The organism is Dyella tabacisoli, from assembly GCF_003350925.1.
Taxonomy (GTDB): Bacteria; Pseudomonadota; Gammaproteobacteria; order Xanthomonadales; family Rhodanobacteraceae; genus Dyella_C; species Dyella_C tabacisoli.
This window is the reverse complement of record NZ_KZ857174.1, coordinates 451,172-476,083: the sequence shown is the minus strand read 5'-3', so window position 1 is coordinate 476,083 and position 24,912 is coordinate 451,172. Positions and strand designations below refer to the sequence as shown.

At 59.3% G+C, this 24,912-nt stretch carries 22 protein-coding genes; 12 read left to right on the top strand and 10 right to left on the bottom strand.

The genetic code is table 11. From position 1 onward, the window contains the following. Positions 1-75 precede the first annotated feature (75 nt). The 4 genes from DVJ77_RS06135 to petA form a co-directional block, all read right to left on the bottom strand. Positions 76-699 carry a glutathione S-transferase N-terminal domain-containing protein gene (locus tag DVJ77_RS06135; protein WP_114844577.1) on the bottom strand — a complete coding sequence of 208 codons (624 nt, stop codon included), beginning with the start codon at positions 697-699 and terminating at the stop codon, positions 76-78. Positions 700-770: 71 nt separating this feature from the next. Beyond that, positions 771-1,523: a cytochrome c1 gene (locus DVJ77_RS06130; protein WP_380037933.1), complete on the bottom strand. Its 753-nt coding sequence runs from the start codon at positions 1,521-1,523 to the stop codon at positions 771-773. Further along, positions 1,516-2,823 (bottom strand): cytochrome b, encoded by a 1,308-nt coding sequence (locus tag DVJ77_RS06125; RefSeq protein ID WP_114844576.1) that lies wholly within the window; start codon positions 2,821-2,823, stop codon positions 1,516-1,518. The genes DVJ77_RS06130 and DVJ77_RS06125 overlap by 8 nt, the downstream gene beginning before the upstream one ends. After that, the gene (gene petA, locus DVJ77_RS06120; protein WP_114844575.1) at positions 2,823-3,428 is read right to left on the bottom strand and encodes a ubiquinol-cytochrome c reductase iron-sulfur subunit; all 606 of its coding nucleotides are present in this window, start codon (positions 3,426-3,428) and stop codon (positions 2,823-2,825) included. The genes DVJ77_RS06125 and petA overlap by 1 nt, the downstream gene beginning before the upstream one ends. 199 nt (positions 3,429-3,627) lie before the next feature. Here petA and DVJ77_RS06115 point away from each other — a divergent pair, with 199 nt between their 5' ends. Beyond that, a complete protein-coding gene (locus tag DVJ77_RS06115; protein ID WP_114844574.1) occupies positions 3,628-4,803 on the top strand; it encodes a S1C family serine protease in 1,176 nt (391 codons plus the stop codon). A 55-nt stretch (positions 4,804-4,858) separates the two neighbouring features. Here the strand turns inward: DVJ77_RS06115 and DVJ77_RS06110 are convergent, their stop codons facing one another. Then, on the bottom strand, positions 4,859-5,968 hold the full coding sequence (locus DVJ77_RS06110) for a lytic transglycosylase domain-containing protein (protein WP_114844573.1): 1,110 nt from the start codon (positions 5,966-5,968) through the stop codon (positions 4,859-4,861). A gap of 199 nt (positions 5,969-6,167) precedes the next feature. Here DVJ77_RS06110 and miaB point away from each other — a divergent pair, with 199 nt between their 5' ends. Both miaB and DVJ77_RS06100 read left to right on the top strand, forming a co-directional pair. Beyond that, positions 6,168-7,535: a tRNA (N6-isopentenyl adenosine(37)-C2)-methylthiotransferase MiaB gene (gene miaB / locus DVJ77_RS06105; RefSeq protein WP_114844753.1), complete on the top strand. Its 1,368-nt coding sequence runs from the start codon at positions 6,168-6,170 to the stop codon at positions 7,533-7,535. Next, a complete protein-coding gene (locus tag DVJ77_RS06100; RefSeq protein ID WP_114844572.1) occupies positions 7,532-8,026 on the top strand; it encodes a GNAT family N-acetyltransferase in 495 nt (164 codons plus the stop codon). Before miaB ends, DVJ77_RS06100 begins: the two co-directional genes overlap by 4 nt. Positions 8,027-8,038: 12 nt before the next feature. Here DVJ77_RS06100 and DVJ77_RS06095 read toward each other — a convergent pair whose 3' ends face one another. Genes DVJ77_RS06095 through DVJ77_RS06080 form a run of 4 tightly spaced genes read right to left on the bottom strand, consistent with a single transcriptional unit; the run spans position 8,039 to position 11,797 of the window. Beyond that, positions 8,039-9,148, bottom strand: coding sequence for an ABC transporter permease (locus DVJ77_RS06095; RefSeq protein WP_114844571.1), 1,110 nt, complete (start codon positions 9,146-9,148; stop codon positions 8,039-8,041). After that, positions 9,145-10,083: an ABC transporter ATP-binding protein gene (locus DVJ77_RS06090; RefSeq protein ID WP_114844752.1), complete on the bottom strand. Its 939-nt coding sequence runs from the start codon at positions 10,081-10,083 to the stop codon at positions 9,145-9,147. Before DVJ77_RS06090 ends, DVJ77_RS06095 begins: the two co-directional genes overlap by 4 nt. Positions 10,084-10,106: 23 nt before the next feature. After that, positions 10,107-11,084, bottom strand: coding sequence for an HlyD family secretion protein (locus tag DVJ77_RS06085; protein WP_114844751.1), 978 nt, complete (start codon positions 11,082-11,084; stop codon positions 10,107-10,109). A gap of 29 nt (positions 11,085-11,113) precedes the next feature. Next, positions 11,114-11,797 carry a TetR/AcrR family transcriptional regulator gene (locus DVJ77_RS06080; RefSeq protein WP_114844570.1) on the bottom strand — a complete coding sequence of 228 codons (684 nt, stop codon included), beginning with the start codon at positions 11,795-11,797 and terminating at the stop codon, positions 11,114-11,116. 126 nt (positions 11,798-11,923) lie between these two features. Here DVJ77_RS06080 and DVJ77_RS06075 point away from each other — a divergent pair, with 126 nt between their 5' ends. The 5 genes from DVJ77_RS06075 (at position 11,924) to DVJ77_RS06055 (ending at position 16,861) form a co-directional block, all read left to right on the top strand. Continuing rightward, entirely contained in the window at positions 11,924-12,943 is a 1,020-nt protein-coding gene (locus tag DVJ77_RS06075) for a PhoH family protein (protein ID WP_114844569.1), read from the top strand. Between the two features lie 4 nt (positions 12,944-12,947). Next, on the top strand, positions 12,948-13,436 hold the full coding sequence (ybeY, locus tag DVJ77_RS06070) for an rRNA maturation RNase YbeY (RefSeq protein WP_114844568.1): 489 nt from the start codon (positions 12,948-12,950) through the stop codon (positions 13,434-13,436). A gap of 216 nt (positions 13,437-13,652) precedes the next feature. Beyond that, on the top strand, positions 13,653-14,498 hold the full coding sequence (locus DVJ77_RS06065; protein ID WP_114844567.1) for a CorC family transporter: 846 nt from the start codon (positions 13,653-13,655) through the stop codon (positions 14,496-14,498). 90 nt (positions 14,499-14,588) lie between these two features. After that, positions 14,589-15,803 carry a lipoprotein N-acyltransferase Lnb domain-containing protein gene (locus DVJ77_RS06060; protein ID WP_114844566.1) on the top strand — a complete coding sequence of 405 codons (1,215 nt, stop codon included), beginning with the start codon at positions 14,589-14,591 and terminating at the stop codon, positions 15,801-15,803. Between the two features lie 38 nt (positions 15,804-15,841). Beyond that, positions 15,842-16,861: a magnesium and cobalt transport protein CorA gene (locus tag DVJ77_RS06055; protein ID WP_225427842.1), complete on the top strand. Its 1,020-nt coding sequence runs from the start codon at positions 15,842-15,844 to the stop codon at positions 16,859-16,861. A gap of 66 nt (positions 16,862-16,927) precedes the next feature. On the opposite strand, the gene DVJ77_RS06050 is transcribed toward DVJ77_RS06055, so the two are convergent. After that, the gene (locus DVJ77_RS06050; RefSeq protein WP_114844565.1) at positions 16,928-19,009 is read right to left on the bottom strand and encodes a dipeptidyl-peptidase 5; all 2,082 of its coding nucleotides are present in this window, start codon (positions 19,007-19,009) and stop codon (positions 16,928-16,930) included. 252 nt (positions 19,010-19,261) lie between these two features. Between DVJ77_RS06050 and DVJ77_RS06045 the strand changes: the two genes are divergently transcribed. The 4 genes from DVJ77_RS06045 to DVJ77_RS06030 all read left to right on the top strand — a co-directional run bounded on the left by DVJ77_RS06045 (position 19,262) and on the right by DVJ77_RS06030 (position 24,670). Further along, positions 19,262-21,001: a peptide MFS transporter gene (locus tag DVJ77_RS06045; RefSeq protein ID WP_114844564.1), complete on the top strand. Its 1,740-nt coding sequence runs from the start codon at positions 19,262-19,264 to the stop codon at positions 20,999-21,001. 345 nt (positions 21,002-21,346) lie between these two features. Beyond that, positions 21,347-21,805 (top strand): pilin, encoded by a 459-nt coding sequence (locus tag DVJ77_RS06040; protein WP_114844563.1) that lies wholly within the window; start codon positions 21,347-21,349, stop codon positions 21,803-21,805. A gap of 206 nt (positions 21,806-22,011) precedes the next feature. Further along, positions 22,012-22,464, top strand: a complete 453-nt coding sequence (locus DVJ77_RS06035) for a pilin (RefSeq protein ID WP_114844562.1) — start codon at positions 22,012-22,014, stop codon at positions 22,462-22,464. A gap of 187 nt (positions 22,465-22,651) precedes the next feature. Further along, entirely contained in the window at positions 22,652-24,670 is a 2,019-nt protein-coding gene (locus DVJ77_RS06030; RefSeq protein ID WP_114844561.1) for a tetratricopeptide repeat protein, read from the top strand. Positions 24,671-24,912: the final 242 nt, after the last annotated feature.

The following is a 24,912-nucleotide window of genomic DNA, read 5'->3' as shown; positions in this document are numbered from 1 at the left end:
ATACGGCTAAGTCATGCATTGCACTGAGGCAAGCAACACACCTAGCCCTTCGGATTAATGGCGGGTACCAGCAACTTACGATCGCATGGCTTTCTCTTCGGCCGTCATGCTGCGCGCAAAACCCTGGCTATGGAAGATACGCTCGCCGTAATCGAGGATCGGCTTGCCTTCACGGCCCAAGTCAACACCCAGCCAGGGAAGACGCCATATCACCGGCGCCACCAGGCAATCCGTCAAACTCATTTCTGGATTGAGAAAAAACTTGGATGCCTTGAACAGCGGTAGCGAGGACAACAAGTGTTGACGCAAACGCTTACGGGCAGCATCAGCCGGGCGGCCACCCTCGACAATCGCATCGATCTCGGCCAGCCAGTCCAGCTCGATACGCACAGCCGCCAAGCGTAATCGTGCGCGGGACAACGGGTCGATCGGCATCAACGGCGGGTGTGGGTAGCGCTCGTCAAGGTATTCGCAAACCACCGCGGTGTCGTACAAGGTAAGGTCACGATCCACCAGGGTTGGCGTAGTGCCGTAGGGATTGAGGTCTACCAAGTCTTCCGGCGGCTTGTTCGGGTCGATCACCAACCGCTCGTAACTGACGCCTTTAGCGGCCAGCACCAATCGAACACGATGACATTGAATGTCCTCGGCGGCGGTGTACAGGGTGAGTACGGTACGCGAACGAGCGCTTTGGACCATGCGCGGTCTCCCCATCGACTAAACGTGCATGGCAGCCATAGGCCGCCATGCACTGACTATGGAGTGACGCCTCAGTGGACGTCCTTCCAATATTCCTTTTTCAACATATAGGCCAATAAGGTGAATCCGGCAAGGAACAACAGCACCCAAATACCATAACGCTGACGCTGCAGCGCGGCCGGCTCGGCGACATATTCCAGGAACGTGGCGAGGTCGCGAGTAGCCTGCTGGAACTGCACCGGGGTCAATTTGCCCGGCTGAGTCAATTCCAGCTTTTCCACGGCCTCTTTGTCATCGGCCTTCATCACCGCTGTCTGCAGGCCTTGCAGCTCCCACAACGGATTCGGCATGGACGCATTGGGGAATACGGTGTTATTCCAACCTACCGGACGGCTCGGGTCCAGATAGAAAGCGTTGAGATAACCGTAGACCCAGTCGGCACCCTTGGCGCGCACTTCCAGCGACAGGTCCGGCGGTGCCTTGCCGAAGAACTGCTGGCCCGAGGCCTCCGGCATGTGCGATATCACCGGCTCACCGAACTTGGCACCGGTGAAGTTGAGGTTCTCCATCACCTCTTTCTCGGACAGCCCCAGGTCTTCGGAGATACGCGCATAACGGGCGTATTTCAGCGAATGACAGCCCACGCAATAGTTGAAGAACAGCTTGGCGCCACGCTGCAACGACGCCTGGTCGTTCACATTGGTGCCAGCCGACGGCAGGCCGCCCTCTTCCGAGGCCATCGCCGAAGTGCCGCCGACGAGCAGGCCAAACACCAGAGCGATCGAGGAAACGTATTTTTTCATCAAGAGCTGCCGCTTAGTCATGGTCATACACCACCCGATCCGGGACTGGCTTGGTCTTTTCCATCCCAAGATGCGTGTATACCCACAGAAACACGAAGTATCCGAAGTAGATCAGCGTCATGACGCGACCAAACGTATTCTCCAGGAAGGTGGCGTCGGCACTGGCGCCAAACCACTCTGGAATCAACTCAGCAACCACACCGGCACCCACCGCGCCCAAGGACAAGAAGGACACCACGAACAGGCCTAGCGCCACCTTGTAGCCGGTGCCGCGATAGCGGATCGAGCGTACCTTGCCGGCGTCGATCCACGGCAGCACGAACAGCACGGCGATCGCACCGAACATACCCAGCACGCCCCACAGCGCGGTGCCGAAGAACGACGGAATCATGCGCAAGATCGCGTAGAACGGGGTGAAGTACCACACCGGCTTGATGTGAGTGGGCGTGACCAGGTTATTGGCTGGAATGAAGTTATCGTGCTCCAGGAACCAGCCGCCAAAGGTCGGCGCAAAGAAAATGATGAAAGCGGCAATGGTCAAGAAGAAGCCAACACCGAACAGATCCTTCACCGAGTAATACGGGTGGAACGGAATACCGTCAGCAGGCTTGTTGGCATCCCAACGATTACCCTTCGGACCTTTCTTGATCTCGACGCCGTCCGGGTTGTTCGAGCCCACCTCGTGCAACGCGGCGATATGCAACACGACCAGCAGCAACAGCACCAGCGGCAACGCGATCACATGCAATGCAAAGAAGCGGTTGAGCGTGGCATCGGCCGGCAGGAAGTCGCCCATGATCCATTCGACCAGGGTATTGCCGATGACCGGCACCGTGCCGAATAGCGAGATGATGACCTTGGCGCCCCAGAACGACATGTTGCCCCATGGCAAAACGTAGCCCATGAAGGCCTCGGCCATCAGCACCAGGAAGATCAGCATGCCGAGCAGCCACACCAGCTCGCGCGGCTTGTGATACGAGCCGTACAGCAGGCCGCGGAACATGTGCAAAAGCACCACCACGAAGAACAGCGAGGCACCGGTGGAGTGCATGTAGCGGATCAGCCAGCCCCACTCCACGTCGCGCATGATGTACTCGACCGACGCGAACGCTTCCGCCGCGCTGGGTTTGTAATTCATGGTGAGAAAGATGCCGGTGACGATCTGATTGACCAGCACCACGATCGCCAGCGAACCGAAGTAGTACCAAAGATTGAAGTTCTTCGGTGCGTAGTACTCGGTCATGTGCTTGCGGTACGCCGGCATCATATTCGGCGCACGCTCATTGACCCAGTCGCCAATGCGACTAAATACGTTAGCCATCAGCCGGCCTCCTTCGGATCCACGCCAATCTGGATATGCGTGTCATCCACGAAGTGGTGCGGCGGTACCAGTAGATTCTTAGGCGCCGGAACGCCCTGGTAAACGCGACCAGCCATGTCGTAACGCGACTTGTGGCAAGGACAATAGAAGCCGCCCTTCCATTGGGGGTCGAACGGCTCGGGCTTCATCACCGGCACAAAGTCGGGCACGCAACCGAGATGGGTGCACAGCCCCACCAACACCAGCCACTCGGGCTTGATCGAGCGCGCTTCGTTCTGCGCGTATTTCGGCTGCTGCTCGGCAGAGCCGGAATCCGACTTTGGATCGACCAGACGGGCGTCCTGGCTCGGCAAAGCGTCGAGCTGGACCTTGGTGCGATTGACGACGAAAACCGGAAGGCTGCGCCAGGCAAATGTCACCATCTGGCCTGCCTCAATCTTGCTGATGTCGGCTGTATACGGGGCACCGGCGGCTTTTGCGCGCGCACTAGGTTCCCACGATTTGATGAAGGGCACGACCGCCGCAACGACGCCTACACCACCAACCACGGCTGTGGTTGCTGTAAGGAATCGGCGGCGGCCATGATCGACGACTTCGTTCGCCATCAGGCTCTCCGGTACTTGCATGCCATTGAGATGCGTGCTTGAAAACCGTAGGCGTTTGCGAAGTGGGTCGCTTCGTAAACACCAGCGGAATCTAGACCCGCAAAAATTGCGTTAGTGTAGCGTCAGGGCCTGACTCGTACAATCAAACCCAGCCCGGCTGTTCCCGCCCCTCACGTACCGCAAAGAAACATCCCACGACATGAAACATGCCGCCGGCACGCTTGCCTTCATTGCCCGCTTCGTCGTCCTCGGGCTGGCGGTCGCTTTCGTCATCAGCTTGATCTGGCCCGGCGTCGGCGATCGCCTGCGCAGCCGCTTCGGCCTGGCGGCCCCGACAACCACGGCGGCGACGTCGATCAGCCGTACCAGCGACCCGGTTTCCTATGCCGATGCGGTAGCCCGAGCAGCCCCCTCAGTGGTCAATATCTATGCCAACAAGCTGGTCACCGAGCAGGCCCTGCGCATGTATTCCGACCCGGTGCTGCAACGGCTCTTTGGCGGCCAGCCCGCCGGCCCGGCCTATAAGCGGCGTGAGCAAAGCCTGGGCTCTGGCGTCATTGTCAGCAGCCAGGGCTATGTACTGACCAATAATCATGTCATCGCCAATGCCGACGACATCCAGGTACTGCTGTACGACGGTCGTGTAGCCAAGGCCAAACTGATCGGTGCGGATATGGAAACCGACCTGGCCGTGCTGAAAATCGAGGCCAATAACCTGCCAGTGATCTCGATCGCCGACCAGCGGGCTATCCGCACCGGTGACGTCGTACTGGCCATCGGCAACCCGCTAGGCCTCAATCAAACGGTCACCATGGGCATCGTCAGCGCCATCGGCCGCCAGCTCAGCAGCTCCAGCCCGGAGGATTTCATTCAAACCGACGCGGCGATCAACCCCGGCAACTCGGGTGGGGCGCTGGTGAATGCCGCAGGCGAGCTGATCGGCATTAATACCTCACTCATCGGCAAAGCCGCCAACGCTGAAGGCATCGGCTTTGCCATCCCGGTAGGCAACGCCAAGAAAGTCCTGGACCAGCTCATCGAAAGCGGCCACGTGGTGCGCGGATGGATGGGGGCCGACTACACCTTTGTACCCATCGCTGCCGATAGCGGCTTGCCGGCAGCCGCGCGCGGCGCCCAGGTCACCGACGTCTACCCCGGCGGCCCCGCCGCTCAAGCCGGCATCCAGATACACGACATCTTGCTCCGCATCGGCCCTGACGACATCGTTGCGCCGGCCGACCTGCGCCGCCACGAGGCCGCCCTCAAACCGGGCAGCAAGATCGAGATTTCGGGCCTGCGCAATGGCAGCCCGTTCCGCACCCAGGTGACCTTGACCGAACGTCCGCCACAGACTCCCACGGCGCTGGTGGACTAGCGGGGAACGGGGAACGGGGAACGGGGAAGCCTAAGTCAGGCTCAGTTTGCCGCTACTACCCATTTTTCCCTGGTGATGGTGTTAATGCACTGGCCAGGGGCGGCTTGGCTACCGCGCCATAGCGTTTGCGCAAAGCGCCGACGCGCTCTACGTAAACCTGCGTTTCGGCATAGGGCGGCACGCCGTTGTAGCGAAGTACCGCGTTGGCTCCCGCATTATAAGCGGCAGCGGCCAGCCGCTCGTCGCCGTTGAAGTTCTTCAGCAATAGCGCCAGATAGCGGGCGCCGCCGAGAATGTTCTGGTCGGCATCGAAGGCATCGTGCACCCCCATGTCCCCGGCCGTGGCAGGCATTAGCTGCATCAGCCCTTGCGCGCCCTTGATCGACAGGGCACGCGGATTGAAGGCGCTTTCGGCATGAATGATGGCGCGCAAGAATGCCTCGTCGACACCGAACTGCACACTCGCAGCGCGGATAGTATCGGCATAGGCGGTGAGGTTGAGCGACACGCTATCCCAATGGATCGGCGAGTGGAGATTGCAGGCCATGCAAGTCGAGATATAGCTGAACAACATCGTTACCGCACGCCCCGGCTGTCCGGCGGGACGCAGGTTGGTGTACTCCACGCTGCCGTCGGCACGCACCACACGGTACACCGCGCCACGCAATACCCGATCACCTGCCGGCACCGGCGCCGAAGCCGCCGCCGAGGCATCATCCAACGCCTTTCTCGACTCGCTGTAACTCCACTGCCCTGGTTTGGCCGAAGGGACCGGAGCAGCATCCACAATACGAGCCGTCGTCTCGACCGATCCGACTACCGCACCCAAAGCAATAGCCAGCGGCAGCTCCGGCGGTAGCGCACGCGCGGTCGTCTCTGCCGAGCCACGTACGCCGAGTACGGATGCGATGGCGGGCACCGCGATTTTTGACTGGCGTGATGGCGCGGCCTCTGCCGTCTCACTGAGCTTGTGGCAATCCTTATAACCGGCCGTGTTGTTACTGAACACGGTTTCGCCATCGCCACCGGTACAACGGTACAAACCACGGGCATGCGCCGGCGAGTAGCCGAGCAAACCAGCCAACAGCGCGCAGCCGGCGATAGCCCAGTACAGGCGCTGCCCCCTCTGATGGTTTACGGCCTGCTGGCTTATGGCAACTGACATGGCGCGCAGTGTGCAGCGGCCTGTCTGTCAAGCCAAGCGCGCAACTATCGTTTCGTGCGCCAACGCAAGCTTGCTCCTCACGGATCGCCGCAAGTGCTTGATTCGCCATACCCACCCGACTGGCAGCCGCCACCTCAGGCGCGTAAACTACGCGGTTCGGCGCCAACCGCCGTTTCTGTCTTTAATCGGTACCGATGCCATGAGCGGCAAGCTTTTCATCAAGACCCACGGCTGCCAGATGAACGAGTACGACTCGGCCAAAATGGCTGACGTGCTTAAGGCTTCGCACGGCCTGGAGTTGACCCAGGACGAGTCCGAGGCGGACGTGATCCTCATCAATACCTGCTCCATTCGCGAAAAAGCGCAGGAGAAGGTATTTAGCCAACTCGGCCGCTGGAGAGAGCACAAGCAAGGCGGCAAGCCGGTCTTGATCGGCGTGGGTGGTTGCGTGGCCTCGCAAGAAGGCGAGGCCATCCTCAAGCGCGCGCCTTATGTGGATCTGGTCTTCGGCCCACAGACCCTGCACCGCCTGCCGGCGCTGATCGAAGCGCAACGCAGCAGCGGCAAGTCACAAGTAGATATCAGCTTCCCCGAGATCGAGAAATTCGACCGCTTGCCCGAGCCACGCGCCGAAGGCCCGACCGCCTTCGTCTCGATCATGGAAGGTTGCTCCAAGTACTGCTCGTACTGCGTGGTGCCGTATACCCGTGGCGAGGAAATCAGCCGCCCCTTCGACGACGTTATCGTCGAGGTCGCCCAGCTCGCCGCACAAGGCGTGCGCGAAGTGAATCTGTTGGGCCAAAACGTCAACGCGTATCGTGGCCCGATGCACGATGGCAGCATCGCCGATCTCGCCGTACTGATTCATGCGATTGCCCAGATCGAAGGCATCGGCCGCATCCGCTTCACCACCTCGCATCCGCTGGAGTTCTCCGACTCGCTGGTCGAGGCCTACGTCAACGTGCCGCAACTGGCCAACTATCTGCATCTGCCGGTGCAAGCAGGCTCCGACCGCATTCTTAGCGCAATGAAGCGCGGCTACACCGCCCTGGAATTCAAGCAGAAGATCCGCAAGCTACGTGCGGTGCGTCCCGATATCTGCGTTTCTTCGGATTTCATCGTCGGCTTTCCCGGCGAGACCGATGAAGATTTCGACAAGACCATGAAGCTGATCGACGACGTCGGCTTCGACCAAAGCTTCTCCTTTATCTTCTCCTCGCGTCCCGGTACGCCCGCGGCAAACCTTGCCGACGACACGCCGATGGCCGTCAAGCAAGAGCGCCTGTCGCGCTTGCAAGCCGTACTGAATGCCAATGCGAAAAAGATCAACGAAGCGATGCTCGGCACCGTGCAGCGTGTGCTGGTGGAAAAACCCAGCCGGCGCGATCCCAACGAACTCTCCGGCCGTACCGAAAACATGCGCTACGTGAACTTCACCGGTCACCGCCGCCTGATCGGGCAATTCGCCGATGTACTCATTACCGACGCCATGAGCAACTCGCTGCGTGGTCGCCTGCTGTCAGTCGACGACCTTCACACCGACGAATCGGTCACCCTCGCTTCGTGAGTGTCGAACTCATCCTCCGCGAAATCGGTGCGGATGAATTCGAGCGCGTCTGGCCCGTGTTCCGTAGCGTGATCGCCGGTGGAGACACATACAGTTACCCACCCGAGTTGAGCTTTGAACAAGCGCGCGAATGGTGGACCACCCCGCCCAGCCGCTGCTTTGTCGCCGAACGCAATACCGAAGTGTTGGGCTGCTACATGCTAAAGCCCAACCAGCCCGGCCTCGGCGGCCATGTCGCCAATGCCGGCTATATGGTCGCGCCGAACGCACGCGGCCAAGGCATTGCTTCCAAGATGTGCGCGCACTCGCTGGACGAGGCACGCCGCGCCGGCTTCACCGCGATGCAATTCAATTTCGTGGTGTCGACCAATACCACCGCCGTGCGGCTATGGCAGCGCCATGGCTTTCAGATCGTCGGCCAGGTTCCAGGCGCATTCCGTCATGCCGAACACGGGCCGACCGACGTTTACGTGATGCACCGGCAGCTATAAGCCGCCTGAAGTTCAATCCAGCCGTTTGCGAAAACGCAGGATCGCAGCAGTCATCATCACCACGATAAAGGCCAGCAGCGCCAGCACATCGACCCACAGCTCCCACAGACTGGCGCCGCGCAGCATCACCCCGCGAATCAGCCGCAGAAAATGCGTCAGTGGCAAGATCTCGGCCAACCACTGCGCCACCTTCGGCATCCCCGCAAACGGGAACATAAAGCCCGATAGCAATATGGACGGCAGAAAGATGAAGAACGCCATCTGCATCGCCTGAAACTGTGATTGCGCACGCGTGGAAATCAACAGGCCCAACGTGAGGTTGGCCATTATCAACAGAACCGCCGCCACATATACGTCTAACAGACTGCCGTTGATAGGCACCACAAACAGCCAGCGACCCAATGCGAGAATCACGCTGGTCTGCACCAAGCCTATCGCGATGTATGGCAGCACCTTGCCGATCATCAGCTCCGCACTGATCAATGGCGTGGCGATCAGCAGCTCCATATTGCCGCGCTCGCGTTCGCGCACGATGGCGATGCCGGTGAACAACACCATCGTCATGGTCAGAATCACCCCGACCAGCCCCGGTACGATATTGACTGCCGAGCGTCGCTGCGGGTTGTAGAAACCGACGATACTGATCCGCCCCTCGTTCGGCGTACTCCGCATCGGCGCGCGCGCATCCGGCACCCAGTTATCGACCGGCACCTGCGCAAGCTGCACGGCGGCGCCCTGCACAGTGTTGTCGCTACCATCAACCAGGATCTGCGCCACCGCGCGGCCATCCAATCGGCGGCGCTCGAAATCCGGCGGCACCACTATGCCCACGCTGATCCGGCCGCGCCGCAGCATCGTCATCAGCTCTTCCGGTGTATCCGCCCGGGCAACCGGCGCAATCACCCCGGTCGCCAACATATCCATCACCAGCGCGCGCGAACCAGCCGTATTGGATTGATCTGAAATACCCGCTTCGAGCCCACGCAAATTGGTGTTGATCGCGTAGCCGAATAACACCAACTGCATCACCGGAATGCCCACGATCATCGCCAACGTGATGCGATCGCGGCGCATCTGGCGCAGCTCTTTGATGACGATGGCCCAGAGACGACGCCAGCTCATGCCATGCGCTCCTCTTGTCGACTCTTACGAGTCACCGCGACAAACACATCCTCCAGATTAGGTTGTGCCGCATGCACTTTGACCACCTGCCCGGCGCGTCCAAGTAGATCCCGCAGATATTGCCCTGCTCCGCCCGTATCGACGCCGCCGGCATGGGTCAGCACGCGCAAGGTATTGCCTACCTGCGCGACACCAAGCACCTCGGGCGCATCCACCAGCGCACGCTGCGCACGCCGCGGATCATCGGCCTCCACGATGAAAGTGTGTCCGTATAGCTTGGCGGTAAGCTCGCTCGGCGTGCCATCGGCCACCAAAACGCCTTGATCGAGAATCGCCAGGCGATGGCAGCGTTCCGCTTCATCCATAAGGTGAGTGGAAACCAGCAGCGTGGTGCCGGCGTCCGCCAACTCGAAGAGTTTCTCCCAGAAGTCGCGGCGCGACTCGGGATCGACCGCACTGGTCGGTTCGTCGAGAAACAACAGCTCCGGCCCATGGATCACCGCACAGGCAAGTGCAAGACGCTGCTTCTGGCCGCCACTCATGGTGCCAGCGAGCTGTTTTTGACGATCGCTGAAGTGGTACTGCTCGATAAGCTCATCGACACGACGGGCCGTGCGCGTTTTCGGCACCCCTTGTATCGCGGCCATAAACTCCAGGTTCTCGCGCACGGTGAGGTCATCGAACAACGAGAACTTTTGTGTCATGTAGCCGATGCGACTACGCAATGCTTCGGCTTGTGCGGGGATGCGCAGCCCAAGTACATCGATCTCGCCTTCGCTGGGTGTCAGCAGGCCACAAAGCATGCGGATGGTGGTGGATTTACCCGAACCATTCGGGCCGAGAAAACCGTAAACATGCTGGCCCGGTACCGTTAGATCGACATGATCGACGGCAACAAGGGAGCCGAAGCGCTTGGTCAAACCATGCACGCGAATCGCAATGCCATCATCGCCCGCACTCACTTGCCCGGCCCGACGTAGTCCGCATGCACCGGCAAGCCCGCAGGGAGGTTGGCCGCATCAGGGCCGAGCGCAACCTCGGCGATGTAACTCAGGCGCGCAGCGTCTTCACCGATCAACGCGTAGTACGGCGTGAATTCAGGCTCGCTGCGAATCATCCGCACCTTGCCGAGATACGACGCGTCGCGGCCGTCCACATGCACGCGCATTACATCGCCGACGTGCACGTTTGCACGCATAGGCTCCTGCACATAAATGCGCGCATACGGTGCATCGCCGGCCAGCAAGACCGCCAACGGCGATCCGACAGGGGCCTGATCCCCAAGCTTGTACGGAATACTGTCGACTCGCCCCGCACGCGGAGCGACGACATTCAATTTACTTAGTAAAACCTTCTGCGCCTCGGCCTGCGCCACCGCCGCAGCCAGTGCGGCCTCGCCCTGTGCGATCTGCTCAGGACGCGTGCCGTGCAGCAGCGCATCGAGTACCGCACGTGCTGCAGCCACCTGGCCATCGGCATTGCCGGCGGCGGCATGTGCGTGATCGAGATCCGAGGCGGCCACGTTATTGCCCTTGGCAAGTGGCAGCAGGCGCTCGTAATACGCTCGCGCATCGCGCGCCTGAGCCTGGCTGGCGGCTAGATCAGCGCGCGCCTTGGCAATGTCTTCGCTGCGCGGCCCTATCCTCAGTTCAATAAGCGCTTCGCGTTGCTGTTGTGCCAGCGCCTGTGCTGCGGCCAGCTCGGACTCGGTATGTGTCGGGTCCAACTTCAGCAATGGACGCCCGGCTTCGATTTGCTCGCCCTCACGCACCGTCACCGCAACCACCCGTTCGGCGGCGGGTGCGGGCAACGTGATGCGGTCGTATTCCAGCGTGCCTAACGCACGTGGCGGCTCTTTCGTACAGGCGGCAAGGCATGCCACGCAGACCAAAGTCAAAAACGAAACACGAAGGGCAAAGGGTGCCAAGTCGGTCATGCTCATCCTCTCGAAATGATTCGTCTCACTCAATTCGCGCTTACGCCGCCGCCAAGCAAGGCCAAGGTATGCCTCAGCAAAGCGTCCGAGCCGAGGTCGTCGGCGTCAAAAACACGTCGCCAGATCGGCGCGCCAGCCGCTGGAAACAGGGTCAATCCAACCAGCGAAACCACCAGTAATCGCGGATCGAGCCCTGGGTTAAGACGACCGGCCTTCTGCGCTGCCGCGAAACGTTGCGCAAGCATCTGCGGCAGACCGGGGATGACCTGGCCAAAGATCAGCTCGCGTAATTCGCCGCCATCGCACAAGACCTCACGCACCCATAGCGACGGCAACCACGGATTTTGCGCAACGATCCCGCTGATACCGCGAACAAAGTGGGTCACCAGCACCGCCGGGTCGTCACCGGCTTGCGCGAGATGCTCGCGCATCGGCACCAGCGCCGGAAGCAAACGCTCCTCAACCAACGCCTGCTTTAGCTGCGCCTTGTCGCCAAAGTAGTAATGCAGCATGGCCGGCGTGACGCCCGCATCCGTGGCAATAGCACGCAACGATGTTGCGCCGATGCCCTCGCGGGCAAACCGGGCGATCGCCATATCCAGCAGATGCCCGCGCAAATCGCGATCGTCGGCGCTGGGGCGACCCGCACTTCGGTTACGCGATGCCTTTGCCGGAGCCTTGGCTGTTGTCGGGCGCTTGGATGTCGTTGCCATGCGACAAAATTAATTAATCAATTAATTATTTGCAAGTGCCGCCCATTCTGAAATAGCCGAAAAGCCTATGGTCATCATCTCCACGTAGTGGCCCTTACGCGCGCCACGCGCTACTCTCGCGCGCCTATGACCGACCTCAATCAGCGCAACTTTGCGCTCGACCCCCAAGATAACGCCCGCCTCGCTAGCCTGTGCGGACCCTTCGATGAGCACCTGCGCCAGATCGAATTGCGCCTGGGCGTAGAAATCGACCATCGCGGTCACGTATTCCAGGTGATCGGCGAGGAACTGGCCGCCCGTGCGACCGAGAAAGTACTGCGCGCGCTCTATACCGTCACCGAGAAAGAGGCACTGACCGGCGCCAAGATCAACTTGTACCTGGCCGAATCGGGCATCGACGCCATCACCGCCGAAGCCGCGGAGGACGCACAAGAGGTAACCATCAAGGTCAAGCGCGGCGTGATTAAGGGCCGTGGCCCTAATCAGGCGCGCTATCTGCACGCCATCACCACCCATGACATCAGCTTCGGCGTCGGCCCCGCCGGCACCGGCAAGACCTATCTTGCGGTGGCCAGTGCTGTCGAGGCGCTGGAAGCAAACCGTGTGCAGCGCCTGCTCTTGGTGCGCCCAGCCGTCGAAGCCGGTGAAAAGCTCGGCTTCCTGCCCGGCGACCTGTCGCAGAAGGTCGACCCATACCTGCGCCCTCTATACGACGCGTTATACGAAATGCTCGGCTTTGAAAAAGTCGCCAAGCTGATCGAGCGCAACGTGATTGAAATCGCGCCGCTGGCCTATATGCGCGGGCGCACCCTCAACGACTCTTACGTCATCCTCGACGAGGCGCAAAACACCACCGTCGAACAGATGAAGATGTTTCTGACCCGTATCGGTTTCGGCTCGGTCGCCGTCATCACCGGCGACGTCAGTCAGATCGACCTGCCCCGCCATGTGCGCTCCGGCCTGCGTCACGCTGTGGAAGTATTGCGCGGCGTCGATGGCATCAGCTTCACCTTCTTCACCTCACGCGACGTGGTGCGCCACCCGCTGGTCGCGAAGATCGTGCGCGCTTATGAGGCATTCGAGGATGCGGCCGAGGGCCGGGACTCGGGCAACGGAAACAGTGATAAATCCGGCCGGGCGAACTGATCGAATGCCACGCCAACCTCCCGCTGCAACGTCAGTACCGCCCCCTATCGTTCATATCGGCTACGCGGTTTCACGCGCCGGCCTGCCTGCCCCCCTCAGCTTTCGTCACTGGGTGGAAGCGGCGCTTCGCGGCGCGAAGCGGCGCAAGCCTGCGGAACTTGCGATCCGCATCGTCGATACCATTGAGGGGCGCGCACTCAATCGCGACTACCGCGGCAAAGACTACGCCACCAACGTGCTGTCCTTTCCCGCCGAACTGCCCCCTGGCGTGAACCTGCCCTTGCTCGGCGACCTGGCCATTTGCGCCCCCGTCGTGACCCGCGAAGCCGCCGAGCAAGGCAAAGCGGCACGCGATCACTGGGCACATCTGACCGTGCATGGGGTATTGCATCTCTTGGGCTACGACCATCTCGAAGAGGCTGAGGCCGAAGCCATGGAAGCCCTGGAAACACGGATTTTGGCCGGCTTGGGCATTGCCGACCCCTACGCCTGAACCTGACTCCCTCCCCTGCCAGCAAGGGAGGGCTGAATCCGTGCGGCAAGCCCTCTACCCCCTCGCAACCGCCCCTGGGCACAGGGGGAGGAGCAAAAAACTGAGGCTCGCCGCAGTCAACGCCCTCCTGCGCAAGCAGGCGGGGTAATCAGAATCGTCACGAATTTTCCGCTAGACTCCCCATTCCGCCCATACTGGGCAGCATTCAAAAGAGTAATGAACGAGGACCCTGGCAGTACCAGCGGCCCGGCCCACCGCTCATGGTGGGATCGACTGGGCCATATGTTTTCCGGTGAACCGCGCAACCGCCAAGAGCTTCTTGAGGAGCTGCGCGCCGCGCAGGCCAAAGGCCTGTTGTCCAATGACACCTTGACCATGGTCGAGGGCGCCATCAAGGTCACCGAACTGAGCGTGGACGATGTCATGGTTCCGCGCGCGCAAATCGTGATGTTCTCGACCGAGGCGCCACTGGCCGACATTCTCGCCACCGTGATCGAATCCGGCCATTCGCGATTCCCCATCCATGGCGAAGACAAAGACGAGATCGTCGGCATCCTGCTGGCCAAAGATCTGCTGAAGTACATCGGTGACGGCCACGTCTTCGATATTCACTCGATCCTGCGCCCGGCCGTGCTGATTCCCGAATCCATGCGCTTGAACGTGCTGCTGGCGGAATTCCGCCACACCCGCAATCACATGGCACTGGTGGTTGACGAATACGGCGGCGTCGCCGGCCTCATCACCATTGAAGACGTGCTGGAGGAAATCGTCGGCGAGATCGACGACGAGCACGACGACGAGGAAGAGCCCGAGCTGATGCACGAGCAGGCCGATGGCGGCTGGCTGCTCAGCGCACTGACACCGATCGACGACTTCAACGAACAGACCGGTGCCGATTTCTCCGATGAAGAATTCGACACCGTGGGCGGCATGGCCACCTCCGAGTTCGGTCACCTGCCCGAAGTGGGCGAGGAGATCGCCATCGGCAACTATCTGTTCCATGTCACCGAAGCCGACGATCGTCGCGTGCAGCAATTTCGCGTCACCCGGCGCAGTCGATAAGCCCCGCCCAGGCGGCATCATGTTGCAAACGAACACCCTCCCTTCAAACAAGGGAGGGTGTTCCTTCCGACCGAGATACGTTGATTGAATATGACCGGCCTAACCAGTTATCTCGGTGCTCTCCTGCTCGTCTTCTTGTTGATGTGTGCGTCGCCCGCCCATGCCGACATAGCCAACGCCCCCGGTGCAAATCTCGAAGTCGCGTTGGTCAGCTACGGTCCCGGCGAAACCTACTGGGAACGCTTCGGCCACGACGCGATCGAACTGCGCGACACCGCCAGCGGCGAAGCCGTCAATTTCAACTACGGCGTGTTCGATTTCGACGAAAGCGGCTTTTTGCTCAACTTCGCTCGCGGCCATATGCACTATCTGATGGATGCCGCCCCAACCTCCATCGACGAGCGCGGCTATATGGAGTCAGGCCGCTCAGTAACTCGCCAGCGGCTCACTATGGCACCGGAGCAAGCCGCCGCATTACGCGACTACTTGCTATGGAATCTACGCCCGGAAAATGTCCGCTACGACTACGACTACTACGTCAGCAATTGCAGCACCCGTGTACGTGACGCTTTGAATCAAGCACTCGGCGGCGTGCTGAAACAACAATTGGAAGCACGCACCGGCGGCATGACTTACCGCCAACAAACCGCGCGATTAATGAGTGCACAGCCATGGCTCATGTTGATTCTCGACCTGGGGCTGGGCCCCTACGCCGATCAACCGCTGAATGCATGGCAGGAGAGCTTTCTGCCCATGGTGCTGCAAACCGAGGCGCGTCATGTTCGCGTCGCCGACGGCCAGGGCGGACTGCAGCCGCTAGTACAAGACGAGCAAATCCTCTCGGCAAATCGCTTGAATACACCGCCGGAAAGCGCGCCTGATTTCCGCATATCGCTGGCACTCGCCGGCCTGCTGCTCGCTGCGATCTTTATCGCGGCATGGCGTTATTGGCCCATCGGCTATACCTTGCTCGCCACGCTGTATCTGTTGCTGGCAGGCCTGATCGGTACCGTGCTGCTGATCCTGTGGACGCTCACCGCACACCACTCCGCCTGGGCCAACGCCAACCTGCTGCTGTTCAACCCGCTTGCTCTTGGCCTATTGCCGACGCTGTGGCGTGCACGCCGTGGCGTGGCGCCGTCGTACTTCGCGCAACGATTGATAATGCTGCAACTGGTAGCGGCAATCATTGCCGTGTTGCTGCACGCGCTCCCTGGCACAGTGCAACAAAATCAACCCTGGTTGTTGTTCGCCCTGCCTTGCTGGCTAGCTCTGGCATGGACCCTGCGGCAAAAACCGCGTTAATCATTGCCCTACTTTCCACCCGGCGGCATCATGCACACATGCTGCACGCCAAATCTCTACAACCGGCCGAAACCAAACCAGACACCTCCATGGTGGTCAACTGCGTGGCCTACGGGCTCAACGGTCATCGCATCGGCGACATCAGCCTGGATGCGATCAGCGATGTCCTACGTGAACCGGATACCTTCGTCTGGGTAGGTCTGCATGAGCCCGACGAATCACTACTGCTGAAATTGCAGGAAGAGTTCGACCTGCATGACCTCGCCATCGAAGATGCCCAGTCCGCGCACCAACGCACCAAGATCGAAGCCTACGGCGATTCGTTGTTTATCGTGGTGCAGACGGCACAGTTAGTCAGCGGTCACCTCGCGTTCGGCGAAACCCATATTTTTCTCGGCCCGCGCTATCTGGTCACCGTGCGGCACGGTGCTTCGCTATCGTACGCACCCGCGCGGCGTTACTGCGAAAACTCACCCGAACTGCTCGCACTCGGCCCCAGCTACGGTCTTTACGGCGTACTCGATTTCGTCGTCGACAATCTCCTGCCCATCGTGCGCGATTTCCGCGAAGAGCTGCAGGAGCTCGAACAAGACATCTTCGCCGACACCTTCAAGCGCAGCACCGTACGCAGGCTGTACGACATGCAGCGCGACCTGATGACCCTGCGCCTCGCGGTAGCGCCATTGCAAGACATCATCAGCCAACTCGTGCGCATGCATCCGCATTTGATCCAGGACGAACTACGCGCCTACTTCCGCGACGTTTACGACCATGTGTTCCGCGTCAACGAATCCATCAGTGCCATGCGCGAAATGCTTGCCGCCGCGATCAGCGTCAACCTGTCGCTGGTGACTTTCGGCCAGAACGAAGTAATGAAAAAGCTGGCCGGCTGGGCCGCCATGCTCGCCGCCCCCACCCTGGTCACCAGTTGGTACGGCATGAACTTTGTCCACATGCCCGAACTGGCCCAACCCTGGGCCTACCCCGTCATCATTGGCATCGTGGCCTGCCTGGTCGGCGGCATTTTTCTCGGGCTGAAACGGGCCAAGTGGTTTTAACCCCCTCCCCTGCTTGCAGGGGAGGGCTGGGGTGGGATCAAGGATCTTGCCCCAAGCCCTAACTCATTACTTCGCAGACTTCTTCCCTGCGTCCTTAGCCGTCCACTGCTTCAACCACGCATTCACCGTCTCATGCCACTGCACGCTGTTCTGCGGCTTAAGCACCCAGTGATTCTCATCGGGGAAATGCAGGAACTGGCTCGGAATACCGCGCCGCTGCAAGGCGGTGAACGCACCCAACCCCTGCGTATCGGGAATACGGAAGTCTTTACCGCCATGCACCACCAGCATCGGCACGCGCCAATCTTTGACGTGATTTACTGGATTGAATTTCTCGTAATTCTGCGGAGAGTCGTACTCGGTGCCGCCGTTCTCTTTCTCTTCAAACCAGAGTTCTTCGGTGCTGTAGTACATCGCACGCGCATCGAACACACCGTCATGATCGACCAGGCACTTCCACGGCTCGTTCCACACGCCGGCAATCCAATACACCATGTAACCGCCGTAGCTGGCGCCCAGCGCGCAGGCACGATCTCCATCAAGGTAGCTGTACTTGCCTAGCGCGGCCTTCCAGCCCAGCTTGAGATCGTCCAGCGGCTTGCCGCCCCAGTCACCGGAAATCGAATCGGTGAACGCCTGGCCATAGCCGGTCGAGCCGTGGAAGTTGATAGTGACCACAGCGAAACCCTGGCCGGCATACGTCTGCGGATTCCAGCGATAGCTCCAGCCGTTATTCATCGCACCCTGCGGGCCACCATGAATGATGAAGGCCACCGGGTATTTCTTGCCGGACTTGTAACCGACCGGCTTGACCACATAGCCCTGCACCGTCTCATTGTTCCACCCCTTGAAGGTAAAGAGCTCGGCATCGCCGGTTTGCGCATTTTTAAGACGCGAGGCGTTGTAATGCGTGACCTGTTTGAGTCCCTTGCCACGCAGATCGGCGACATAAAGATCGGCCGGACGTTTCAGATCGTCTCGCTCCAACAACAGCCGTGACTTGCCCAATGTGAAGGCACTGATCGAACCGTTGCCAACCACCATACTGACCTTGCCGCTGGCGGCATCGATGGCGAACAACGCATGCTGGCCGTTATCGTCAGCCGTTGCGTAAAGCGTTTTGCCGTCATCGGAGATTTTCAGGCCACTGGGCGAGCGATCCCAGTTTGCCGCCACCTCGCGCTTCTGCCCGCTGGCAAGATCCAACGCCTTGATCGCAAAACGGTCCGCCTCCGAGCCCGGCTCCTTCATCGCCAGGTAGTAAAGCGTCTTGCCATCCGGGGAGGACACCGGAAATGCATCCCATGCCAGATTCTCAGCCGTCAGATTCTGTGGCGCCGCGGAGCCATCGGCCGGCACGCTATAGACATCGAAATTGGTCGACCACGGCTCGCTTTTACCGGCAATGCGCGCGCCGAAATAAACCGTTTTACCATCCGGCGAAAAGCTGAATTCATCATCGCCACCGAAAGGCTTGCTCGGCACATCACCATCGATGCCACGACTAAGCAGCAACGGATGAGCACCCTCATCGCCATTCAAGTCCGTGATAAAAAGCTGTGCACGCCTGCCATCGGCCCAAGTGTCCCAGTGCCGCACAAACAGTTTGTCGTACACCGTGCCGGTAGCCTTGTTTGCCTCGTGTCCGTCCAGGCGCTCTTTGGTACACGCCAGATCAGCGCAATCGGTGAACACCGCAAAGCTCAGCAACGCTTTCGTACCGTCCGGCGAAAGCTCGTAGGCGTCGACATCGAGTGGCGCATGCGTGACCTGCACCGATGACGATGACTTACCTAGCTCGCGCCGCCACAGTTGCGCCACGCCATCCTTCGCCGCCACGTAATAAATCGCGCTGCCATCCGGCGCCCAACGTGGCGAGCCTCCCTTGTCGACCAACTTGACGGGTTGCGTGCCTTTGTCGATATCCAACAAATAAATCGAGGTCACACCCTTGTTAGCGGCGTAATCGGTAGCCCGCACGGTGTACAGCGCCTGGCGACCATCCGGCGATAGTTGCGGGTCACCCACGCGATCCATCATCACCAGATCGCGAATATTGAACGGGTGCGGCGTGTGATTTTCGACCTCGGCCGATACGGCAGTAGTGGTCGCCAACGCAAGCGCCAGCGCGAAAAACAGAGGTTTCATGGACAGGACTTCCTTGCTGCGGCGAAGGTTGTGACGGTAAGTGCAGCCGCCGGCGGACGCAAGCGCGGGGCCCAGAAGCTAGCTGAGCGCTTGTAAAGCCTGTCGCAAGTGCTTACCCCAACCCTCCCCTGCTCGCACGGGAGGGAGCCAACTGAGGCGAGCTTTGTGCGCCTCCCCCTGGGGAGGCTGGGAGGGGGTGCAACCTTGCCATAGCCCCCTATACTCGACACTTTTGTGCCCAGCTAAACCACGATGACAGACACCGCCACGCTCGCCACGCATCCCCCAACCGTCGCCCATCACGACGAATTATTCGGCCATCCAAAAGGCCTGTACGTGTGCTTCTTTACCGAGATGTGGGAGCGCTTTTCGTTTTACGGCATGAAGGCACTGCTGGCGCTTTACCTCATCAAGCACCATGGCTTCAGCGATGCAGAAAGCCTGTCTGTACTCGGCGCTTACGGCGGCCTGGTCTATGCCACACCCGTACTGGGCGGCTTGCTGGCCGATCGCTACCTAGGCATGCGCAAAGCCGCGGTGCTGGGCGGCATCCTGCTATGCCTTGGCCATCTAGGCATGGCCGTAGAAGGACATGCCGCGACCGTCGGCGCCGACGGCATCGTGCATCGCGACCTGTTCGCACTAAGCATTTTCTATCTCTCGCTGTCGTTGATTATCAGCGGCGTGGGTTTTCTCAAACCCAATATCTCCACCGTGGTCGGCAAGCTGTATCCCGAGGGCGACCCGCGCCTCGATTCCGGCTTCACGCTGTTCTACGCCGGCATCAATATCGGCGCGCTCTTCTCCAGCCTGATCTGCGGCTATCTCGGCGATACCTATGGTTGGGGCTACGGCTTTGGTGCTGCGGGCATCGGTATGCTGGCCGGCCTGGCGGTGTTCATCACCGGCCAAAAATACCTGCAAGGCCACGCCGAGCCGCCGAATCCGCTTGCACTGCGACGCCGCTTGTTCGGGCCACTGAACGTGGAGTGGGCGATCTATCTCGGCGCTGCTATGGCCTTACCGATCTTTTGGGCCTTGATGCAATTGGGTCACGCCGTGCTGTGGTTACAGGTGTTGACCATGGCTGCATGGCTGAGCTGGCTGGGTTGGTATGTCACCACACGCTGCACACCGACGCAGCGTCAGCAAATGCTGGCGTGCGTATTCTTCGTCGGCATCTGCCTGCTGTTTTTCACGCTGTACGAGCAGACCTACGGCTCATGGCTGCTGTTCAACGACCGCATGCTGACCAAAGATCTGTTTCCGTCGCTGGTGATTCGCGAGGGTCATCCGGTGCCATGGTCGATCCTGCCCTTGCTTCTTTGCCCGATCATCGTCGCACTCGCGCTGCGTTTGCGCAGCCAACGCGTCGCGCGGCTCTTGCTAGGTACACTCACCGTGGCCGGCATCGCCTTGATCGTGCGCGACTGCATCGTGCTGCCGCAATCGGCAAGCTCTCTCACTTATCTCGGCGCCATGTTTATCGTGCTGCTATCGCCGTTGATGGCATGGCTATGGCCCTTCCTCGATCGCTACGGAATGAATCCGTCCAAGCCAATGAAGAGCGCGATCGGCCTCGCCTTCGCCGGCCTCGCCTTCGTGCCACTTCTGATCGGCAACCACATGGTCGGCCCCGATGCGCTGGCCAGTGTGTGGTGGCTGGTACTCGCTTACTTGCTGATCGAAATCGGCGAAGTCACCCTGTCCCCCATCGGCCTCGCCGCCGTCACCCAACTCTCCGTACCCCAAGCCTGCGGCTTGATGATGGGCGCCTGGTGGCTAGGCACCTCGTTCTCCGAACAGCTCGCCGCCATCCTCGGCAAGCTCGCCGCCCTGGATATCCCTGCCGACGGCAAAATCGATATGACCCTCGCCAGCGCCAAATACGGCGAGCTGTTTCAACACATGATCTGGCTGGGCCTAGCCTCAGCCCTCGCCGCCATGTTGCTTACACCGCTAATTAAGCGCTGGATGCATGGAGTGAAGTGAGACCTGGTCGACTTTGCGCCATTCCGCGGCCCTTTACGGTGACGTCTAACGTCACTCACTGACCCCCAACGGCACGCCACAGCGGCACTCCGCGAACCGATCCACACTATGGACAACTCGCAGCCCTCACCGGCTTGTCGCACTACGTGACCCTATGCACAATCTGAAAACCCACAGCACAGTGGGTACCTGAAAGCGGCATAGGTGGCACACAACATGCTGCTTAAGCCGGGAGCTTCCTGGTCGTTCCAGGCTTGCTGTATGGGGACCGATCCTACCTAGGGGGACGGGACCGGGGCTCAGGGGGCACAAACGGTTAGCTAACCAAAACACAGAGGAACCACCATGAAGAAGAGCATCCAGAAAGGCTTTACCCTGATCGAATTGATGATCGTCGTTGCGATCATTGCGATCTTGGCTGCAATCGCATTGCCGGCGTATCAGGATTACGTGGTCAAGTCGCGCGTATCTGAAGCGATGGTGCTGGCTGACGGCCTGAAGGCTGTTGTGGCTGAGAACGCTGCCACCGGCGCCACTGGTGCGGGTGCATTCAGCAAGGGTGCCACGCTGACTACCGCTGCTGATAAATCACCTAATGTACAGACCACGTCGATTAGCGACACCACCGGCGCGATTTCTGTACTCACGCAAGCTAGGGCCGGCAACGGCACAGTTGTCTTTACTCCAACTGCAAACAATGCGGCACTGGTAGCTGGCACTCCGCCGCAGAACATTATTGTCTGGACTTGCGCCTCGGCCGACATCAAGCAAAAGTACCTGCCTGCTAGCTGCAAGGGTCAATGATCTATCGCCTGACGCCATGGCTGAATTGATGAAGCGTGCCTGGCCTCAAAGTGGTAATCAAACAACCCCCGCCCGCAAGGTCGGGGGTTTTCTTTAAGGCTTGTATGCATTGCTGTTAGACAATCAGACCTCACCCACTGGCACGAATTTTTCTTAAGAAACAAACATCAATATTTAGACGTCACCACCATCCACAGGGGGATGATATGACACGCCTAACCACGCGAGGTTTTACGCTGATCGAGCTGATGATCGTGGTCGCGATCATTGCTATCTTGGCCGCCATCGCGCTACCTGCGTATCAAGACTATGTGGTCAAAGCTCGGGTATCTGAGGCATTGGTACTCGGTAGCGGGCTCAAGGCCAGCATCGTCGCGAACGCATCTCAAGGAAGTCCCGATCTTGCTACCGGCGCCACATTGACCACCTCAGCGGATAATTCGGTGAACGTCACATCTACCGCCATAAATAGCACCACAGGCGCAATTACCGTCACTACCACTGCTCGCGCCGGCAGCGGCACCATCACTCTCACCCCGCTCGGCGCTAGCGGTACCGCCCTCGTAGCAGGCAATGTCCCCAGCGGCAATATTTTCTGGTTTTGCAGCTCAACGCTGCCGCAAAAATACTTGCCCAGCAGCTGCGCCGGTACAAACTGACGTCAACTTTCGCGTACGCATAGCTACGCGAAAGCAATCTTGTCATCCCGGCTCAAGCACGATTCTCGCACTTGAATAATCCCGTGACTTACCGCAGCCGCTAGAATGCGGGTATGACGCGGCCTGATCCGCCATACGCGGGCATCTATTCACCTGCGTCAACATTGACTCGGATAGGCTGGTGGTGATGAAACTGCTACACACGAAATATGCCACCACATTCTGGCTGGTTGCAGCACTGTTGCTGACCTTCGCACTCTACTGGCCTGGCCTGTCCGGCGGCTGGTTGTTCGACGACTACCCCAACATCGTCGATAACAAGGGTGTCCAACCCGTGGACACACGTCTTCCCACGCTGATAACGGCCGCCCTTTCATCCCCTTCCAGCGATTTCAAACGCCCCTTAGCTTCGCTGAGTTTTGCGCTGAATTACCGTGCGGCAGGCCTCGATCCGTACTGGATGAAGCTCACCAATCTGCTTATCCATCTGCTCAATGGACTCTTGGTATTTTTCCTCGCGCGAGGCTTGCTGTTGTCACTACCTATCATAGGTGACGCAGCAAACGAAACATCCACCTCAGAGTCGTTGGCGCGCAGGGTTACCGTGATTGCCATATTGATAGCGACCGCATGGATGTTGCTGCCGATTAATCTCACTGCCGTGCTTTACGTCGTGCAACGAATGGAAAGCATGGCGAATTTATTCGTACTACTTGGCTTGGTTGGCTACGTTGCAGGCAGACGCCGCATGCTTGCCGCAGGTACAGGTGCTGCAATTTCCAGCACTCGTGGATTTGTTCTATGCGTAATCAGCATCACCGTACCCACGGCACTAGGTCTGTTGGCCAAAGAAACAGCGGTAATGTTGCCTTTGTATGCGTTTCTAATCGAGTGGGCATTATACCGAAGTGCACGACCGCAAGAGGTAGCCGCAACGGTTACAACCTCACGTCGCGATTGGCGCATCTGGATACTTTTCCTGGTCGTGCTTTTATTGCCGATGCTTGTTGGCTTAGCCTGGATAGTACCTAGAGTCCTTCACCCAGACAGCTGGGTCACTCGCGAATTCACTCTAGGGACACGGCTACTGAGCGAGACCCGTATTGTTCTCGATTACATCGTCTGGACCTTGCTACCGACAACACATGCCTTGTCGTTTTATCACGATGACTTTGTGATCTCGACCGGCCTGCTGACTCCATGGGCCACATTGGCAAGCTTGTTGGGGCTCATTGCACTGGCTGTCCTTACGGTGTGGTTGCGCCGTCGTGCTCCGCTGGCTGCATTGGGACTCGCAATGTTTTTAGGTAGCCAGCTACTCACCGCAACGATTTTGCCACTGGACCTAATTTACGAACATCGCAATTATTTCGCCAGCTTCGGACTTGTGTTAGCACTGATATCGCTATTGCTTGGATCGGCTCATGCCGTCAAGGATCCCGCTTTTGCAGCAGCCCCCCTGCCTTATGCACTGCCTCGCTACGCGTTGCTTGCAGCCTTACTCTTCGCATGGGCCATGCAAACAGCCCTTGCCGCTTTTATCTGGGGCGTCCCATTGCGGTTAGCACGTGACTTGGCGGCGCGCGCGCCTGAATCTCCGCGTGCCCAGTATGATCTCGGCCGGAGCTATCTCGTGTACTCGCAGTACGACCCTAACTCTTCATTTACTCCGTTGGCCTATGAAGCCCTGGAGAAAGCTGCAAGCCTGCCTCGATCATCGATCTTGCCGCAACAAGCACTGATCTTCATGAATGCCCGCATGCACTTGCCAGCAAAAGATGCTTGGTGGGACAGCCTGATCGCCAAACTCAAAGCGCGCCCGTCTGGCGTACAAGATGACAGTTCAATGGCGGTATTGACGAAATGCGTTATCAGCGACCATTGCGACCTGCCAAAAGAACGGATGTTGGCCGCGTTTCAAGCAGCTCTTGCACACCCCAATCCCAGTTCACGTCTACAAGCCATGTATGGTCAGTACGCGTGGGATGTACTGAAAGATAAGGCATTAGGTGAACGCATGCTGGCAGGTGCCGTGGCCACCGAGCCCAGTGAACCCACCTATCACATTACATTGATACAGATGCTGGCGGAGAGTGGACATAAAGCAGATGCTCTCACCGCATTGCAAAAACTCAAGAGAATGAATCTCGGTGGCCGCCTTGACGATGCCATTCGTGAGCTAAGCGCGCTGCCCCAATTGCAGTGATTTGGAGTCAGCCCCATGGGCGAGTGGAGTGCAGCCGATCGCACTACACTAACCTGATCAACATTGAATGCATTCCTTAGCCGCTTATTCAGGCTACGCATAAAGCATTTATAGTCGATGCAAAGGTTAGCCAGTACCACCTCCAACGGCAGGAAAATTTTGGCAAAGGGCTACTATGCCTTGAAGGTTTGAAGGAACAAATAGTCTCGCAATAGCCCTAGCCTCTACCACACAACCATATA